The following is a 16,035-nucleotide window of genomic DNA, read 5'->3' on the forward strand; positions in this document are numbered from 1 at the left end:
CAGCCAACGCTCAGGCTGTGGGCCGTACCGTGTGCCGCATGACATCGCCGTCGCCGGCCGCGTGGTTCCGGCGTGCCCTGCCCACCCGCCGACGGGCGATCGCTGCCGCGGTGGTCGTCGTGCTGTTGGCCGCCGCAGTGACCTGGGCGGTGTGGCCGCAGGGACCGGGCGTACGCACCGAGAGCGCGATGCTCACCGTCCGCTCCGGACCGTCCGGTGACGAACCGGTGAACCTGGACACCACCCTCTATCTGCCGGACGACGCCTCGTCCGGTCGGAAGGTGCCGGCGGTGCTGCTGGCGCACGGGTTCGGCGGCACGAAGGAGTCGGTGCGCTCCGACGCGGAGGAGTTCGCCGGACGCGGCTACGCGGTGCTCACCTGGACCGCGCGGGGTTTCGGCCGCAGCGGCGGTGAGATCCACCTGGACAACCCGGACTACGAGGTACGCGACGCCGAGCGACTGCTGGACTGGCTGGCCGCCCGGCCGGAGGTGCGCACCGACGCGGCCGGCGACCCGAAGGTCGGTGTGGTCGGCGGCTCGTACGGCGGTGGGTTGGCGTTGTTGTTGGCCGCCCAGGACCGACGGGTCGACGCGATCGTGCCCATGATCACTTGGAACGACCTGTCCCGCGCGTTCCTGCCGGAGAGCACCGGCGGAGCGCCGACCGAGGGCGTGTTCAAGAAGGGCTGGGCCGGCCTCTTCTTCGGCGGGGGCGGCAACGTGGGCTCCGGCCCGGCGGGGCTCTCCGGAGCGGTCGCCGCCCAGCCACAGGGCGCACCGGCGTCGGCCGGACCGCCCAGCCCCGGGCCGGGTGCCGGCCCCGGCACCGGTCCCGGTGGCGCCCCGGCGGGTGCCGCCGACCCGTCCTGCGGTCGGTTCGCCGCCGACGTCTGCGCCGCGTACCTCCGGATCGCCACCACCGGCCGCGCCGACCAGGCCGCCGTGGACCTGCTGCGCCGCTCCAGCCCGGCCGGTGTGCTGGACCGGATCAAGGCCCCCACCCTGCTGGTGCAGGGCGAGGCGGACACCCTCTTCCCGCTCGGTGAGGCGGACGCGAACGCGCGGGGCATCGCCGCCGCCGGCACCCCGGTACGGGTCGCCTGGTTCACCGGCGGGCACGACGGTGGCAGCGGGCCCCGGTCGGACTCCGACCGGGTGAAGTTCCTGACCGTCCAGTGGCTCGACCACTACGTCAAGGGCGAGGGGGACGCGCCAGGCGACGACTTCACCTGGTCGCGGATCGCCGGCTTCGACGCGCTCGACAGGGGTCTCGTCGCCACCGGTTTCCGCCGCGCCGACTACCCGGGCCTCGCCGGCAACGCCCGCCGGGAGGTGACGGTCGCCGGCCCGGCGCAGCCGATCGCGAACCCGCCGAACGGCAACCCGGCCGCCATCTCGTCGATTCCGTTCGCGGGCGGGCTCGCCTCGCTGCTGGACGGCGTGGCCGGTGACGTGCCCGGCCAGCACGCCCAGTTCGAGTCCACACCGCTGACCGAGGCCGTGGACGTGGCCGGTGCGCCCACCGTCACCCTGCGGGCCGCGTCGCCGACCGGCGAGGCGGTGCTCTTCGTCAAGCTCTACGACGTCGACAAGGACGGCGCGGCCACCCTGCCGAACGGCCTGGTCGCCCCGATCCGGCTCACCGGCCTGCCGCAGCAGGTGCAGGACGCCCGCCCGGTCACCGTGACGCTGCCCGGGATCGTCCGCCGGGTGGAGGCCGGGCACCGGCTGCGGCTGGTGGTGGCCACCTCCGACCAGGCGTACACCACGCCGGCCGCGCCGACCGTCTACACGGTTGCCGCGGACGGTGCGGTCAGCCTGCCGACGGTCAGCGGTGAGCCGATCCCCACCGCGGCGACGATCTGGCGCTGGGTGCTCGCGGGTCTGCTCGCCGCCATCGTGATCGGGCTCGTCGTGGTCGTCGCCCTGGTCCGCCGCCGGCACCGCCGCCAGGACCGCTCGGTGCACCCGGAGTACGCGGACACTCCGCTTGCCGTGCGCGCACTGCGCAAGGAGTACGCGGACGGCTTCGTCGCCGTGTCGAACGTGGACTTCGAGGTGCACCCGGGTCAGGTTGTTGGTCTGCTCGGGCCGAACGGTGCCGGTAAGACCACCACCCTGCGGGTGTTGATGGGGCTGACCCAGCCGACCGCCGGGGAGATCTACGTCTTCGGTCGTCGGCTGGTCCCCGGGTCGCCGGTGCTGTCCCGGATCGGGGCGCTGGTGGAGGGGCCGGGCTTCCTGCCGCACCTGTCGGGCCTGGACAACCTGAAGGCGTACTGGCGGGCCACCGGGCGGCCGTGGGAGGACGCGCAGTTCGACGCGGCGCTGGAGATCGCCGGGCTGGGTGACTCGGTGCACCGGCGGATCAAGAACTACAGCCACGGTATGCGCCAGCGGCTCGCCATCGCCCAGGCCATGCTCGGTCTCCCCGAACTGCTGGTGTTGGACGAGCCGACCGACGGGCTCGACCCGCCGCAGATCGCCGAGATGCGCCGGGTGCTCCAGCGGTACGCCACGGACGGCCGCGCGGTGCTGGTCTCCAGTCACCTGCTGGCCGAGGTGGAGCAGACGTGCACGCACGCGGTGGTGGTGAACAAGGGTCGGATCGTGGCGTCCGGGCCGGTGGAGGAGATCGTGGGCGAGTCGCCGAGCGTGCTCTTCGACGTCACCGACCCGGTGGCGGCGCGGGCGGTGCTGGACCGGCTGCACGGGGTCCGCGTGTTGCCGGAGAGCGACGGCCAACTGGTTGTCGACACCAACGGCACGGCCCGCAGCGAGGTGGTGGCGGAGCTGGTGCGCGCCGGCATCGGGGTGGACCGGGTGGTGCCCCGGCGACGCCTGGAGGACGCGTTCCTCGCCCTGGTGGGCGAGAACTCTCGGGGAAGCGGTGACCGGTGATGGTTGTTACTGACGCGGGTGAGGCCCGTGGCTACCGGCCGTCGGCCACCATGCCGTTCGGGGCGGAGTTCCGCCGGCAGGCGTCCCGGCGGCGGACCCAGTTGGCGCTCGGGTTCATGGTGCTGCTGCCGCTGATCATCCTGATCGCGTTCCAGTTCAACTCCGGTGGCGACGACGACAACGGCAACAACGAGTTCGCCAGCCTGGTCGACCTGGCCACCTCGGGCGGTCTCAACTTCACCCTGTTCTCGATCTTCGTGTCGGCGTCGTTCCTCCTGGTGGTGGTCGTCGCGCTGTTCTGCGGCGACACGGTGGCCAGTGAGGCGAGCTGGGGCAGCCTGCGGTATCTGTTGGCGATCCCGGTGCCCCGGGCGCGGTTGTTGACGGTGAAGCTGGTGGTCGCGCTCGCGTACTCGGGGCTGGCCCTGCTGCTGTTGGCCGGCACCGCGTTGCTGGCCGGCACCCTGCGCTACGGCTGGTCGCCGCTGCGCAGCACTGTCGCCGCCGAGCTGGAACCGACCGAGGGGTTGCTCCGCCTGCTGGCCGTGCTGGGCTACCTGGCGGTCGTCCTGCTGGTGGTGGCCGGTCTGGCGTTCCTGCTGTCGGTGATCACTGACGCCGCGCTGGGCGCGGTGGGTGGTGCGGTCCTGCTCTGGATCCTGTCCAGCATCCTGGACCAGATCACCGCCCTGGGCGCGCTGCGTGACTTCCTGCCGACCCACTTCAGCACCGCCTGGCTGGGCCTGCTGTCGACGCCGGTGCAGACCGACGACGTGGTGCGCGGCTGCATATCGGCGGTCAGCTACGCGACGCTGTTCTGGGGGCTGGCGTTCTGGCGCTTCACCCGCAAGGACATCACGTCGTAGCCTTCTTCCAGGCGCTGACGCCGATCCGGCCGGTGTTGCCGAGGTCGATCGGCCCGTCCGGGTCGACCTCCTCGGCCGGCTGCCCGGCGGCGGGCGCCACAGTCAGGAACTCGCCGTTGGTGGCCACCACCGTCGAGTCGGTGACCAGGTTGCGCCAGAGCATTACGGCGGTGGCCCGCTCCCCGGCGGCGAGGGTGACCTGCCGGGGTGGTTGGTCGAAGCCCGAGGTGATCTCCTTGGCACCGTTGACCACCCGCAGCAGGACCGGCTCGCGCTCCTCGTCGAAGACGTGCAGCACCGGGTACCCGTTGAGCTGGTAGGGGTGCTCGCCGCAGTTGACCAGTTCCAGACCGAGGGCGCGCAGGCCCATTGCGGCGTCCCCGCCGGTCGACCGGATCCGGACACCGCTGGCCGGGCACCCGGCCGGCGGCTCGGTGCTGGCTGTCGGGCCTGCTTCCGACCTGGACGCGGCGGGCGGCGGTCCGCTCGGGTCCCCACCCTGGCCTTCATGGTCACGAGTGCAGCCGCCGAGCACGAGAGTCGTCGCGACAGTTGCGACAGTTGCAACAGTCGCGGCGATGCGTCGCAGTGCTGCCGTGTCGCGGGAGATCATCCGTTGATCCTCGCCCACGTGCGCGGCGCACCGCTGCCCGGCCTCGGTCCTTGCCGGCTCGCCGTGCGCCGACACGGGAGCTGGCGAGGAGCCTCTCCTGGTGCGCCTTTGGAGTTGAATCGTTTGTGACATCACCCGGGGAGGTGCGAGCGTCCTCTTTCACACCCTTTTCACCGTCGATTTTCCCACCAGCAAGGAAGTTATGACTTTCGATGCCCGCCTGCCTCAGGATCATTGAGACCCATTCAATCTCCTCGATGGAGGTGCTATGAACGTCTCTCGGCTCGGCGGGCCGACCCTGTCCCTGTTCCGCATCGTGATCGGTCTGCTGTTCACGTTGCACGGCCTGTCCTCGGTGTTCGGGTTGTTCGGCGGCAACCCGATGACTGGCAAGGCGGTACCGTTCGGCACCTGGCCGGGCTGGTGGGCCGCCCTGATCCAGTTGGTCTGCGGCGTACTGGTGCTGGTCGGGCTCTTCGCTCGACCCGCCGCGCTGCTCGCCTCCGGCTCGATGGCGTACGCCTACTTCGTTGTGCACCAGCCGGATGCCCTGCTGCCGCTGCACAACGGAGGCGAGCTGGCGGCTCTCTTCTGCTGGGCGTTCCTGCTGGTCGCGGCGCTCGGCCCGGGTGCCTGGGCCCTCGACACGCTGCTCGCCCGGCGTCGTGCCGACAGTCCTTCGGTCTCGGCTTCGGCGGCCGAGCCCGGCAGGGTGTCCGTCTGATCAGACCCGAACCGCGCGCCGCCGAAGCCTCGACGAGGCGGCTTCGGCGGCGCGCCCGGTCACTGTCGGCCGATGTGCCCCGGCCCGGGGCCGCCCGACACTCCCGGTCGTGGTGCCACCTCTTCGTTGATGTCGTAGACGACTCAGCTCCACAGCGAGCGTCGGGGACATGTCCCGACCGCCGAGGTCACGTGCCGCCGCCAACCGGTTGGTGCGGCCACGCGGACCGCAGCCGGCGAGCGAAGGCGGGGCGGGGTCAGGCCGGCGGGCGCTGGGTGAGGACCGCGTCCAGCAGGCCGGGGTAGAGCTTGTCCAGCTCGTCCCGGCGGAGCCGGACCAGTCGGCTGGTGCCGGCCGCCCGGGTCCGGGTCAGCCCCGCCTCGCGCAGCACCTTGAGGTGGTGGCTGCGGGTCGCCTTGGAGACGCCGAAGTCGAAACTGCCGCAGGCGGACTCGCCGCCCTCGGCGAGCGCCCGGACGATCTGCAGCCGCACGTCGTCGGCGAGTGCGGCCAACACGTTGGTGACCGGTACGGCGGTCAGGTCGGGCTCCTGCGGCTCCATGTGACCAGTGTAACCCTTGTTCGACAACCATCGAACGACGCCCTATGGTCAGTGTCGTTGGTTCGACGATACTCGAACATTGGAGTTGCCAATGCGATCCCGCGCCACCGCGTACCCACTGGTCGCCGTGCTCGGCTGGGGCGTGATGTTCCCGATCCTGGCCAGCGCGCTTCACCGCGTCGACCCGCTCAACCTGACCACCGCGCGCTACCTGCTGGCCGCCGTCGTCCTGGTCGCCATCCTGCTGCTCCGCGAGGGTGCCGGCGCGCTCCGCCACGGCGGCCGGGCGCTGGAGGTGGTGGTGCTCGGAGTGGTCGGCTTCGCGGGCTTCAACCTGCTCACCAACCTGGCGCTGGAACACGCCGCCCCGCAGCAGATCTCCCTCTTCGTGGCCACCACCCCGGTGATCACCCAGCTGGTCCGCTGGGCTCGCGACGGCGTACGCCCGAAGCCGCTCCTGCTGGCCCTCTCCCTCGTGGCGCTCGTCGGCGTCGGTCTGGTGATCACGCGCGGGAGCCTGGCCGGGCTCGGCCAGTTCGGTCTCGGTGGGCTCATGATGATCGGCGCGGTGCTGGGTTGGGGCATCTACACCCACGGCGCCAGCCGGTTCGGCGAGTGGTCGCCGCTGCGCTTCACCACACTGACCGCGCTCGCCGGCACGGCCGCCATGCTCGTCCTGAGCATCGGCGCCGACGCCGTCGGCTGGCAGCACGCGCCGGCCGCCGCCGACCTCGTGGCGGTCGCCCCGCAACTGGCGTACGCCGTGCTGGTGGGTGCCGTGATCGCGGTCCTGGCCTGGAACACCGGCGTGCAGCGACTCGGCGCCGCCAACGCCGCGCTGTTCATGAACCTGGTCCCGGTGACCACCTTCGCGGTGCAGATCGCCCGCGGCTACCGCCCGGAGCCCGTCGAGCTGGTCGGGGCCGCCATCACGATCGCCGCCCTGATCGCCGCGAACCTCGCCGCCCGGCCCCGGGCCACGGCGCTGCCCCGGCCGAGCGCGGTGACGGACCCGATCGCGGTGACCGACCCCGTCGCGGTGAGTTTCCGCTGACCCAATACCTGGGATCAGTGGTAGCAGCGGCCGACAGCGTTGTCCTAGACTCGACGGCACAACTGAATACCTCATCCAGAGGGGCTGAGGGATACGGCCCGACGACGCCCCGGCAACCACCCCGCGCGCTCACCGCTGAGCGACCCGCGGGGCAGGTGCCAATTCCGTCCCCGCCGCACCGTGCGATGCGGGGAAAGATGAGAGGACTCTCGACATGACGTCGACGCTCGTCGCCTCCGGCATCGACACCGCTGCCAGCCCCGCCCGCGCCCTGGTCTGCCGTGCCTGTTCGGCCCGCTACCCGCTCGCCGCCCAGCACGCCTGTTACGAGTGTTTCGGCCCGCTGGAAGTCGACTACGACACCGCCGCGCTGGCCACGGTCACCCGCGAGCAGATCGAGGCCGGCCCGAACAACATCTGGCGGTACGCCGCCCTGCTCCCCGCCGGTCAGGACCCGGCCACCCGGGTCACCCTCGACCCGGGCCTGACCCCACTGGTGGCGGCCCCGCACCTCGCCGCCGAGCTGGGCATCACCGCGCCGCTCTGGGTCAAGGACGACAGCGCCAACCCCACCCACTCGTTCAAGGACCGGGTCGTCTCGGTGGCGCTCACCGCCGCCAAGGCCCTCGGCTTCAGCCGGTTCGCCTGCGCGTCGACCGGCAACCTGGCCAACTCGGTGGCCGCCCACGCGGCCCGCGCCGGGGTGCCCTCGGTGGTCTTCATCCCCAGCGACCTGGAACAGGGCAAGGTCATCACCACCGCCGTCTACGGCGGCGAGCTGGTCGCCATCGACGGCTCGTACGACGATGTCAACCGGCTCTGCGGTGAGCTGGTGGAGACCGACGAATTCGAGGACACCGCGTTCGTCAACGTGAACGTCCGGCCGTACTACGCGGAGGGCTCCAAGACCCTCGGCTACGAGGTGGCCGAGCAGCTCGGCTGGCGGATCCCGGCGCAGGTGGTCATCCCGATGGCCAGCGGCGAGCTGCTCACCAAGATTGACAAGGCGTTCTCCGAGCTGGTGGAGATCGGCCTGGTCGAGGCGCCCGCCGACGGCTGGAAGGTCTTCGGGGCGCAGTCCGCCGGCTGCAACCCGATCGCCGTCGCACTGCACGCCGAGACCGACACGATCGTCCCGGTCAAGCCCACCGGCATCGCCAAGTCACTCAACATCGGCGACCCGGCGGCCGGCCTCTACGCCCTGGAGGCGGTCCGCCGTACCGGCGGCTGGATGGAGTACGTCGACGACGACGAGATCCGCGCGGGCATCCGCGATCTGGCCCGTACCACCGGGGTCTTCGCGGAAACCGCCGGTGGGGTCACAGTGGCGGTGCTGCGCAAACTGGTCGAGTCCGGTCGGCTCGACCCGACGGCCGAGACCGTCGTGTTCAACACCGGTGAGGGTCTGAAGACCATCGACGCGGTGGCCGGCCAGGTCGGGCCGACCCACCACATCAAGCCCTCGCTGCGGGCGGCCCGCGACGCCGGCCTCCTGGGCTGAACGGCCCGCCCGGCACCGGGGCCGGGTGGATCAGTCGGTAACTGGGTTTTCGCTGTGAGTGTGGAAAACCCGCCCCTACGGACTTGACGGCAGGAACCGGACGGCGCAAGATGCTCCGTGCGGGAGGGCATTTCGCCGAAGACTTTTGAAGTTCTTGCGACCCAACGCCGGAGGCGTTGTGCGAGTGTCCCTCCCGACCAACGTTCGATCGGGCCAGCGAGTAATTCGCTGGCCCGATCGCTTTTGTACGGTGCACGCTCACCGGCATGAGCATCACCATCGCGTCGTTCGACGGCGCTGACCGGACTTCGGTCGACGAGGCGTACCGGATCGGGTCGGCGGCCAACGACGCCGATGTGCCGGACTTCCCGCCCTCCTGCCGGCGCCGCTTCGACGCGTTGTTCCACACGCCGATGCCCGGTACCCGGTCGCTCTGGGCGCTGGCCCGTCTGGACGGCGTGCCGGCCGGCTACCTCCAACTGGACCTGCCGCAGCTCGACAACACCGACAACGCCACCGCTGAGCTGCTGGTGCATCCGCAGCTGCGGCGCCGGGGCGTCGGCCGGGCCCTGCACGAGTACGGGCTGCGCCTGCTCCGCGAGCACGGCCGTAAGCGGGTGGTGGCGATGACCGTCTCCGCGCTGCCCGGCGGGCCGGCCCGAAGCGTGGCCGGTGACGCGTTCGCCGCCGCGACCGGAGCCCAGCCCGCTCTCGCCGAGGTACGCCGACGGCTCGACGTCGGCGACATCGACCGGGTCGCTCTGCGCGCGGCGCTCGCCGAGGCACAACCCCGAGCCAAGGGCTATCACTCGGTCTGCTGGCAGGGCTCCACCCCACCGGAGTACGTCGCCGACATCGCCTACCTGGATGGCCGGTTGCTGATGGACGCGCCCATGGGCGACGTGCAGTGGGAACCGGAGCAGGTGGACGCCGAGCGGATCCGCGGCAACGAACGGGCGCTGGACGCCCGGGGCCGGCGGCGCTACCACCTCGGGATGCGACACGAGGGGTCCGGCCGGCTGGTCGCCTGGACCCTGCTGGACGTGGGCGCCGCCGCCGGTTGGCACGCGTTCCAGCAGATCACCATCGTCGACCCGGCCCACCGTGGGCACCGGCTCGGCCTCATCGCCAAGGCCGAGAACCTGCACCACCTGCTCACCCACGAGCCGGCGGTACAGGTGATCGACACTTTCAACGCGGCCAGCAACAGCTACATGGTGGCGATCAACGAACAGCTCGGCTTCCGCGCGGTGGACCGGTGGACCGACTGGCAGCTCACCCTCTGACGGGTATCGGCGCTACTGCTCGCGGACCTGACTCAGGCACGAACCGCTGCCGGGCATTCGCGCTACTGCTCGCGGTGGGGACTCAGGCATGATGGCGGGCATGACGGAGACCCCGCATCCCCTGTACGACAGGCACGCCGACACCCTCAACCGTGCGCTGACCGCGATCACGGAGCGGGGCTACTGGTCCGCCTATCCCGAATCCCCCAGCCCCCGGGTGTACGGCGAGACCGCCGCCGCGGACGGTAAGGCCGCCTTCGAGGCGTACCTCGGCGGTGACTTCCCGCTCGACCAGCCCGGCACTGGCGTTCGGGTCGCCACCGAGACGAGCCCGTTCGGGGTGGAGTTGGCGGTGCGTTACCCACACGCCGGCCCCGGTGAGCTGATCGACGCGGCCTCCGCCGCGCTGCCGGCGTGGCGCGACGCCGGCCCGCAGGCCCGGGTGGGCGTCTGCCTGGAGATCCTCGACCGGCTGCACAAGCACATCTTCGAGCTGGCCAACGCTGTGCAGTTCACCAGCGGGCAGGCGTTCGTGATGGCCTTCCAGGCCGGTGGCGCGCACGCGCTGGACCGGGCGCTGGAGGCGCTGGCGTACGCGTACGCCGAGATGACCCGGCACCCGGGCACGGCGGGCTGGGAGAAGGCCGCCGGCAAGGGTGACCCGCTGCGGATGACCAAGACGTTCCACGTGGTGCCGCGTGGGGTGGCGCTGGTGATCGGCTGCAATACCTTCCCGACCTGGAACTCGTACCCCGGGCTGTTCGCCTCGCTGGTCACCGGCAACCCGGTGATCGTCAAGCCGCACCCGCGCGCGGTGCTGCCGCTGGCCATCACCGTGAGGTACGCCCGGGAGGTGCTCGCCGAGGCCGGGTTCGACCCGAACCTGATCATGCTGGCGGCCGAGGCGCCCGGTGAGAAGCTCGCCAGTGACCTGGCCCTGCACCGGGCCATCCGGATCGTCGACTTCACCGGCTCCACCGAGTACGGCGACTGGCTGGAGACGCATGCCCGGCAGGCATCGGTCTACACCGAGAAGGCCGGCCTCAACACCGTCGTCGTCGACTCCACCGACGACTTCGCCGGCATGTGCCGCAACCTCGGGTTCACGCTGACCCTCTACAGCGGGCAGATGTGCACCACCTCACAGAACATCCTCATCCCGGCCGGGGGCATCGAGACCGACCAGGGGCACAAGAGCTTCGACGAGGTGGCCGGCGGGATCGCCGCCGCCGTCGGCAAGCTCACCGCCGACCCGGCCCGGGGTGTGGAGCTGACCGGCGCCATCGTCAACGACGGGGTTCTGGAGCGGCTGGCCGAGGTGACCAAGGTCGGCGAGCCGGTGCTGGAGTCGCGGGCCGTGGCCCACCCGTCGTACGCCGACGCGGTGGTGCGTACCCCGATGATCGTGAAGCTGACCGCTGACGACTCGGAGACGTACGGCCGGGAATGGTTCGGGCCGATCTCGTTCGCCATCGCTACCGACTCGACCACGCACAGCCTGGAACTGCTGCGCCGGACGGTCGGCGAGAAGGGCGCGCTCACCGCCGGTGTCTACTCGACCGACGAGGCAGTGCTGGACGCAACCGAGGCGGTGGCGGTCGAGGTCGGGGTGCACCTGTCCTGCAACCTCACCGGCGGTGTCTTCGTGAACCAGTCGGCGGCGTTCTCCGACTTCCATGGCAGTGGAGCCAACGCGGCGGCCAACTCGGCGCTGACCGACGGGGCGTACGTGGCGAACCGGTTCCGGATTGTTCAGTCGCGGCGTCACGTGTAGGTGGTTGCGGTTGGGGTTTCCGGGGCAGCCCGACCCGCTTCGGGCGGTCAGGCTTGATCCCTGCGCGGGTCGGGCTGCCCCGGAAACCCGTTGTGGGCACGGCGGTGGCGTCGCTGCCGGCTTCTTTAGGGCATCTCAGTGGTTCTGCCTTGGGATGAGTCTTGGTTCTAGGCTGTTCGGCGCATCTGTAGCTCGGTTAGGGCTGGGATGTTCGGGTGGGGGACCCGTACCCCGGTGTCCTTGAAGCCCAGGCGCTGATAGGCGCGGTAGGCGCGGTCGTTGCCGACCACCACCTCCAGCAGCAGTTCCGGCCGGCCACAGGCCCGCGACCAGGCGGCCACCCCGTCGATCAGCTCGCCGAGCAGGCCACTGCCGCGCCAGGTCGGCGTGACGTACACGGCGTAGATCACGGTCAGTCCCGGTTCGTTCGGGTGGGTCGTACCACCGGCGTGCCCGACCAGCCGGCCGCCCGGGTCGGCGACGAACTGCGCGTTACCGGCACCGGCCGAGGTGTACGCGACCCGGGCGGCGAACTCGTTGTGCGGTCGGGCCGCCGCGTCCGCCAGGGTCTCCAGGAAGGCCAACGGCGCGTCGGCCAGCATCTCCAGGCGCAGCGCCCGCATCCGGGCGGCGTCCTCCGGCCGGACCCGGCGGATCTCCGCGAGCCGCACTGCCGGCGGGCCCATGTCGGTGGTCATGTCCGCATGCCTACCACAGGGCAGGGATGGCGTTTCGCGAGCTGGGGCCGATCGCCCTCATCTCGGGGCCGCCCGGCGACCGTCCCTCCATTTCGGCAATGACGCGGGCGAATCCGGTGGCTCGGGAATCCGGCCGATCAGCGCGGCCGGTGCGCCTCGGAGTGTGTCTGTTTTGTGGCAGTGCGCGGCCGTCAGTCCTCGTGTAGCGTGCGATTTCGGTCACCTTCTTCAATGGCGGTCATCGATCGCTGAGTCGGTGGTCCGGGGCGTCCGGCTGTGCCGTGCGCCGAGTCAGGCAACGCCGGGCAGAGTGAGGGAAGTGCACAGTGGCACAGGGCTCCGTGAAGTGGTTCAACGCCGAAAAGGGCTACGGCTTCATCGCCGTCGACGGCGGGCAGGACGTTTTTGTCCACTTCTCCGCGATCGAGATGGACGGTTACAAGGCGCTGGACGACGGTCAGCGGGTCGAGTTCGAGATCACCCAGGGCCAGAAGGGCCCACAGGCAGAGCACGTACGCGTCATCGACTGAGCTTCCTGGCCGATCGGCCCCGTGAGTCGGGGCTGCGGCACTGGCGCGTACCCGGGAAGATCGTGAACCGTTCCAGCCGATGCTGAGGAGCGTTCATGACCGACCAGCCACCCCCGCACACTCCGTCCTCCGGGTCGGGGGAGCCGGACCCGTCCTCGCCCGCCGGCAGCCCCGGTCACGCCGGCCCGCCGCCCGGCTGGGGGCCGGGCACGCCCCCGGCCGGCCCGTCCTCCGGCCCCGCCGGTCCGCAGCCCGGCTGGGATCCCGCGCAGGGTGCCTGGGGTGCGGCCCCGCCACCGCAGGGCTGGGCGTTCCCGCCCACCGGGGGCTACCCGCCCGGGTCGGGTCCCTACGGCGGGCAGCCGTGGTACCCGGGGCCGCCGGTCGGCTGGTATCCGCCGGGGTACGGGGTTGACCCGAACGATGCCCTGGTCACGCCGCCCGGCGCGGGTATCGGCGGCTGGTTCAACCGGTGCGGGGGAGCGCTGCGCCGGGGCTGGCGGCAGTTGGTGCCGATCATGCTGCTCACCCAGGTGCTGCCCGCGGCGGTGCTCTCGGTGGTCTCCCTCGGGCTGGACCCGTCGGCGAAGTGGTCCGCCCAGGCCGGATCGACGTCGACCCCCGCGCTGCCGGACAATTTCGTCGCCGAACTGCTGAGCCTCCTGGTCCTGTTGCTCGGCGGCAGCCTCGTCGTCGGGTTGGTGCAGGCCGTCGGGTGGGCCGCCGGCACCTGGGTGATCACCCAGCAGGCGGCCGGTCAGCCGGCCAGCCTGGAGTCCGCGTTGCGCTACGGCTCGCGCCGGGCACTCGGGCTGTGGGCCTGGACCCTGCTCGTCAGTCTGCTCATCGGGGTCGGTGTCTGCTTCTGCGTGCTGCCGGGCATCTACCTGGCCTTCGCGCTGAGCATGGCCGGCCCGGTCTATCTCTTCGAACGGCACAACCCGATCGGTCGATCGTTCCGGATGTTCCACGACCGACTCGGCCTGCTGCTCGGACGGGTGGCCCTGGTGGCCGTGGCGGTGATCGTCGGCACGTTGATCCCCGGTGCCCTGGAAGGGATCGGCACCGGCGCGCTCGGAACGGACCCGTTCTCCTCGGCGGGTACCGCAGCCGGGGCGGTGGTGGTGATCGGGATCACCGCCGTGCTGGCCCTGCCGGCCCATCTCGCGCAGATGGTCGGTCTGCTGGTGACGTACGTCGAGCAGCGTGCCCATGAGGCGCCGGTGAACAGCGCTGGACTGGCCGCGGAACTCGGCTGAGCGGCGGCATCGTGCTTGCACTCGGCAGGGGAGAGTGCTAAACAAGTCATTGGCACTCGCATACCGTGAGTGCCAACGGTCGGGACGGTGGGGCCAGGTTGTGCCGGTGTGGAGACACCGGGGCAGCACATGGCCGGTCGTCGCGGGCTATCCGGCCCGGCCGAAGGACGTCGTCGTCGCCAGGTGGCGACGTCCCTAGGTGCGCACACCAGGCGGCCCATCCGGGGCACACATCTCGGGTGGCCCGTGAGTGTCCAGGAGGACAACGCCGTATGGCCAAGATGATCGCTTTCGACGAAGAGGCTCGCCGCGGCCTCGAGCGGGGCATGAACCAGCTCGCCGACGCCGTAAAGGTGACCCTCGGCCCCAAGGGCCGCAACGTCGTGCTCGAGAAGAAGTGGGGTGCCCCCACCATCACCAACGATGGTGTGAGCATCGCCAAGGAGATCGAGCTCGAGGACCCGTACGAGAAGATCGGCGCTGAGCTGGTCAAGGAGGTCGCCAAGAAGACCGACGACGTTGCCGGTGACGGCACGACGACGGCGACCGTCCTGGCCCAGGCCCTGGTTCGCGAGGGCCTGCGCAACGTGGCCGCCGGTGCCAACCCGATGGCCCTGAAGCGGGGCATCGAGGCCGCGGTCGCGAGCGTCTCGGAGGAGCTGTCCAAGCTCGCCAAGGACGTCGAGACCAAGGAGCAGATCGCCTCCACCGCCTCCATCTCCGCTGGCGACAGCACCGTCGGCGAGATCATCGCCGAGGCGATGGACAAGGTCGGCAAGGAAGGCGTCATCACCGTCGAGGAGAGCAACACCTTCGGGCTGGAGCTGGAGCTCACCGAGGGTATGCGCTTCGACAAGGGCTACATCTCGGCCTACTTCATGACCGACCCGGAGCGTATGGAGGCCGTCTTCGACGACCCGTACATCCTGATCGCCAACAGCAAGATCTCGTCGGTGAAGGACCTGCTCCCGATCCTGGAGAAGGTCATGCAGTCGGGCAAGCCGCTGCTGATCATCGCCGAGGACCTGGAGGGCGAGGCTCTCGCCACCCTGGTGGTCAACAAGGTCCGTGGCACCTTCAAGTCGGTCGCCGTCAAGGCGCCGGGCTTCGGTGACCGTCGCAAGGCCATGCTGACCGACATCGCCATCCTCGCCGGTGGCCAGGTCATCAGCGAGGAGGTCGGCCTCAAGCTCGACGCCGCCAGCGTCGACATGCTGGGCCGCGCCCGCAAGGTCGTGGTGACCAAGGACGAGACCACCATCGTCGACGGTGCCGGTGACGCCGAGCAGATCCAGGGCCGGGTCAACCAGATCCGGGCCGAGATCGACAAGAGCGACTCCGACTACGACCGCGAGAAGCTGCAGGAGCGGCTGGCCAAGCTGGCCGGCGGCGTCGCGGTCATCAAGGTCGGCGCGGCCACCGAGGTCGAGCTCAAGGAGCGCAAGCACCGCATCGAGGACGCCGTTCGCAACGCGAAGGCGGCCGTCGAAGAGGGCATCGTCCCGGGTGGTGGCGTCGCGCTGGTGCAGGCCGGCAAGACCGCCTTCGACAAGCTCGACCTGGTCGGCGACGAGGCGACCGGTGCGAACATCGTCAAGGTCGCGCTGGACGCCCCGCTGCGGCAGATCGCCGTCAACGCCGGCCTTGAGGGCGGCGTCGTGGTGGAGAAGGTCCGCAACATCGAGGCCGGTCACGGTCTGAACGCCGCCAACGGCGAGTACGTCGACCTGCTGGCCGCGGGCATCATCGACCCGGCCAAGGTGACGCGTTCGGCGCTGCAGAACGCCGCTTCCATCGCGGCGCTCTTCCTCACCACCGAGGCTGTTGTCGCGGACAAGCCGGAGAAGACCCCGGCTGCCCCGGCTGGCCCGGGTGGCGGGGACATGGACTTCTGAGTCCAGTTCCGACACCGAACGGGGCGGGCCGCTGACGCGGTCCGCCCCGTTCGTCGTCAGGTCGGCAGTGGGCGCTGGTTGCGCCGTTTCTGTGCCCGGTTGTACGGCGGGAGCAGCTGGATCGGCGCGTCCACCATCTCCTGCGGTTCCTCGGCCACCGGCGGCTCGCCGTCGGTGGTCATCTCGGCCAGTTGCTCGGCGTCGCCGTAGTCGAGCCTGTCGAACGGCAGTTGGCCGGGGAGTTCACCCACCGGTTTCCAGGTGATCGGCGGGCCGTCCTCGGTCTGGTTGTCATCCGTGGTCATGGCTGCCTCCTCTACCGAAACGGTAGGGGGCGTCGTTGGCCGATGCGGGCGAATGGATCTATGTC

At 70.8% G+C, this 16,035-nt stretch carries 14 protein-coding genes and 1 riboswitch; of the genes, 10 read left to right on the forward strand and 4 right to left on the reverse strand.

Annotation, left to right across the window (positions count from 1 at the left end):
- Positions 1-38 precede the first annotated feature (38 nt).
- Positions 39-2,903, forward strand: coding sequence for an alpha/beta fold hydrolase (locus ACLQ3F_RS24360; protein ID WP_425851598.1), 2,865 nt, complete (start codon positions 39-41; stop codon positions 2,901-2,903).
- On the forward strand, positions 2,903-3,769 hold the full coding sequence (locus ACLQ3F_RS24365) for an ABC transporter permease (protein ID WP_425851600.1): 867 nt from the start codon (positions 2,903-2,905) through the stop codon (positions 3,767-3,769). Before ACLQ3F_RS24360 ends, ACLQ3F_RS24365 begins: the two co-directional genes overlap by 1 nt.
- Here the strand turns inward: ACLQ3F_RS24365 and ACLQ3F_RS24370 are convergent.
- A complete protein-coding gene (locus ACLQ3F_RS24370; RefSeq protein ID WP_425851602.1) occupies positions 3,759-4,514 on the reverse strand; it encodes a DUF4232 domain-containing protein in 756 nt (251 codons plus the stop codon). The genes ACLQ3F_RS24365 and ACLQ3F_RS24370 overlap by 11 nt on opposite strands.
- A 136-nt stretch (positions 4,515-4,650) precedes the next feature.
- Between ACLQ3F_RS24370 and ACLQ3F_RS24375 the strand changes: the two genes are divergently transcribed.
- Positions 4,651-5,106: a DoxX family protein gene (locus ACLQ3F_RS24375; protein ID WP_425851604.1), complete on the forward strand. Its 456-nt coding sequence runs from the start codon at positions 4,651-4,653 to the stop codon at positions 5,104-5,106.
- 256 nt (positions 5,107-5,362) lie between these two features.
- Here ACLQ3F_RS24375 and ACLQ3F_RS24380 read toward each other — a convergent pair whose 3' ends face one another.
- Positions 5,363-5,668 carry an ArsR/SmtB family transcription factor gene (locus ACLQ3F_RS24380; protein WP_425851606.1) on the reverse strand — a complete coding sequence of 102 codons (306 nt, stop codon included), beginning with the start codon at positions 5,666-5,668 and terminating at the stop codon, positions 5,363-5,365.
- Positions 5,669-5,759: 91 nt separating this feature from the next.
- Between ACLQ3F_RS24380 and ACLQ3F_RS24385 the strand changes: the two genes are divergently transcribed.
- The 4 genes from ACLQ3F_RS24385 (at position 5,760) to paaN (ending at position 11,283) form a co-directional block, all read left to right on the forward strand.
- Positions 5,760-6,722 carry a DMT family transporter gene (locus ACLQ3F_RS24385; protein ID WP_425851608.1) on the forward strand — a complete coding sequence of 321 codons (963 nt, stop codon included), beginning with the start codon at positions 5,760-5,762 and terminating at the stop codon, positions 6,720-6,722.
- A 68-nt stretch (positions 6,723-6,790) separates the two neighbouring features.
- Positions 6,791-6,926, forward strand: a riboswitch (SAM riboswitch).
- Positions 6,927-6,936: 10 nt separating this feature from the next.
- Positions 6,937-8,223 (forward strand): threonine synthase, encoded by a 1,287-nt coding sequence (gene thrC / locus ACLQ3F_RS24390; RefSeq protein WP_387352118.1) that lies wholly within the window; start codon positions 6,937-6,939, stop codon positions 8,221-8,223.
- A gap of 266 nt (positions 8,224-8,489) precedes the next feature.
- Positions 8,490-9,509 carry a GNAT family N-acetyltransferase gene (locus ACLQ3F_RS24395; RefSeq protein WP_425851611.1) on the forward strand — a complete coding sequence of 340 codons (1,020 nt, stop codon included), beginning with the start codon at positions 8,490-8,492 and terminating at the stop codon, positions 9,507-9,509.
- 100 nt (positions 9,510-9,609) lie between these two features.
- The gene (gene paaN / locus ACLQ3F_RS24400; RefSeq protein WP_425851613.1) at positions 9,610-11,283 is read left to right on the forward strand and encodes a phenylacetic acid degradation protein PaaN; all 1,674 of its coding nucleotides are present in this window, start codon (positions 9,610-9,612) and stop codon (positions 11,281-11,283) included.
- Between the two features lie 167 nt (positions 11,284-11,450).
- Here the strand turns inward: paaN and ACLQ3F_RS24405 are convergent, their stop codons facing one another.
- Positions 11,451-11,981, reverse strand: a complete 531-nt coding sequence (locus ACLQ3F_RS24405; protein WP_357194005.1) for a GNAT family N-acetyltransferase — start codon at positions 11,979-11,981, stop codon at positions 11,451-11,453.
- 326 nt (positions 11,982-12,307) lie between these two features.
- Between ACLQ3F_RS24405 and ACLQ3F_RS24410 the strand changes: the two genes are divergently transcribed.
- The 3 genes from ACLQ3F_RS24410 (at position 12,308) to groL (ending at position 15,665) form a co-directional block, all read left to right on the forward strand.
- Positions 12,308-12,511 carry a cold-shock protein gene (locus ACLQ3F_RS24410; RefSeq protein ID WP_355005844.1) on the forward strand — a complete coding sequence of 68 codons (204 nt, stop codon included), beginning with the start codon at positions 12,308-12,310 and terminating at the stop codon, positions 12,509-12,511.
- Between the two features lie 95 nt (positions 12,512-12,606).
- A complete protein-coding gene (locus ACLQ3F_RS24415) occupies positions 12,607-13,770 on the forward strand; it encodes a hypothetical protein (protein ID WP_425851615.1) in 1,164 nt (387 codons plus the stop codon).
- 272 nt (positions 13,771-14,042) lie between these two features.
- Entirely contained in the window at positions 14,043-15,665 is a 1,623-nt protein-coding gene (gene groL / locus ACLQ3F_RS24420; protein ID WP_354882257.1) for a chaperonin GroEL, read from the forward strand.
- A 56-nt stretch (positions 15,666-15,721) separates the two neighbouring features.
- On the opposite strand, the gene ACLQ3F_RS24425 is transcribed toward groL, so the two are convergent.
- Entirely contained in the window at positions 15,722-15,970 is a 249-nt protein-coding gene (locus ACLQ3F_RS24425; protein WP_425851617.1) for a hypothetical protein, read from the reverse strand.
- Between the last annotated feature and the right edge of the window lie 65 nt (positions 15,971-16,035).

The sequence above is a fragment of the Micromonospora sp. DT15 genome, assembly GCF_049841475.1.
Taxonomy (GTDB): domain Bacteria; phylum Actinomycetota; class Actinomycetes; order Mycobacteriales; family Micromonosporaceae; genus Micromonospora.

Excerpts from the sequence above, each read along its gene's own strand:
- thrC (WP_387352118.1), top strand. The coding sequence starts at position 6,937 with ATGACGTCGACGCTCGTCGCCTCCGGCATCGACACCGCTGCCAGCCCC.
- paaN (WP_425851613.1), top strand. The coding sequence starts at position 9,610 with ATGACGGAGACCCCGCATCCCCTGTACGACAGGCACGCCGACACCCTC.
- ACLQ3F_RS24360 (WP_425851598.1), top strand. The coding sequence starts at position 39 with ATGACATCGCCGTCGCCGGCCGCGTGGTTCCGGCGTGCCCTGCCCACC.
- ACLQ3F_RS24370 (WP_425851602.1), bottom strand. The coding sequence starts at position 4,514 with ATGTCACAAACGATTCAACTCCAAAGGCGCACCAGGAGAGGCTCCTCG.
- ACLQ3F_RS24365 (WP_425851600.1), top strand. The coding sequence starts at position 2,903 with ATGGTTGTTACTGACGCGGGTGAGGCCCGTGGCTACCGGCCGTCGGCC.
- ACLQ3F_RS24385 (WP_425851608.1), top strand. The coding sequence starts at position 5,760 with ATGCGATCCCGCGCCACCGCGTACCCACTGGTCGCCGTGCTCGGCTGG.
- ACLQ3F_RS24380 (WP_425851606.1), bottom strand. The coding sequence starts at position 5,668 with ATGGAGCCGCAGGAGCCCGACCTGACCGCCGTACCGGTCACCAACGTG.
- ACLQ3F_RS24395 (WP_425851611.1), top strand. The coding sequence starts at position 8,490 with ATGAGCATCACCATCGCGTCGTTCGACGGCGCTGACCGGACTTCGGTC.
- ACLQ3F_RS24375 (WP_425851604.1), top strand. The coding sequence starts at position 4,651 with ATGAACGTCTCTCGGCTCGGCGGGCCGACCCTGTCCCTGTTCCGCATC.
- ACLQ3F_RS24405 (WP_357194005.1), bottom strand. The coding sequence starts at position 11,981 with ATGACCACCGACATGGGCCCGCCGGCAGTGCGGCTCGCGGAGATCCGC.
- ACLQ3F_RS24415 (WP_425851615.1), top strand. The coding sequence starts at position 12,607 with ATGACCGACCAGCCACCCCCGCACACTCCGTCCTCCGGGTCGGGGGAG.
- ACLQ3F_RS24425 (WP_425851617.1), bottom strand. The coding sequence starts at position 15,970 with ATGACCACGGATGACAACCAGACCGAGGACGGCCCGCCGATCACCTGG.
- groL (WP_354882257.1), top strand. The coding sequence starts at position 14,043 with ATGGCCAAGATGATCGCTTTCGACGAAGAGGCTCGCCGCGGCCTCGAG.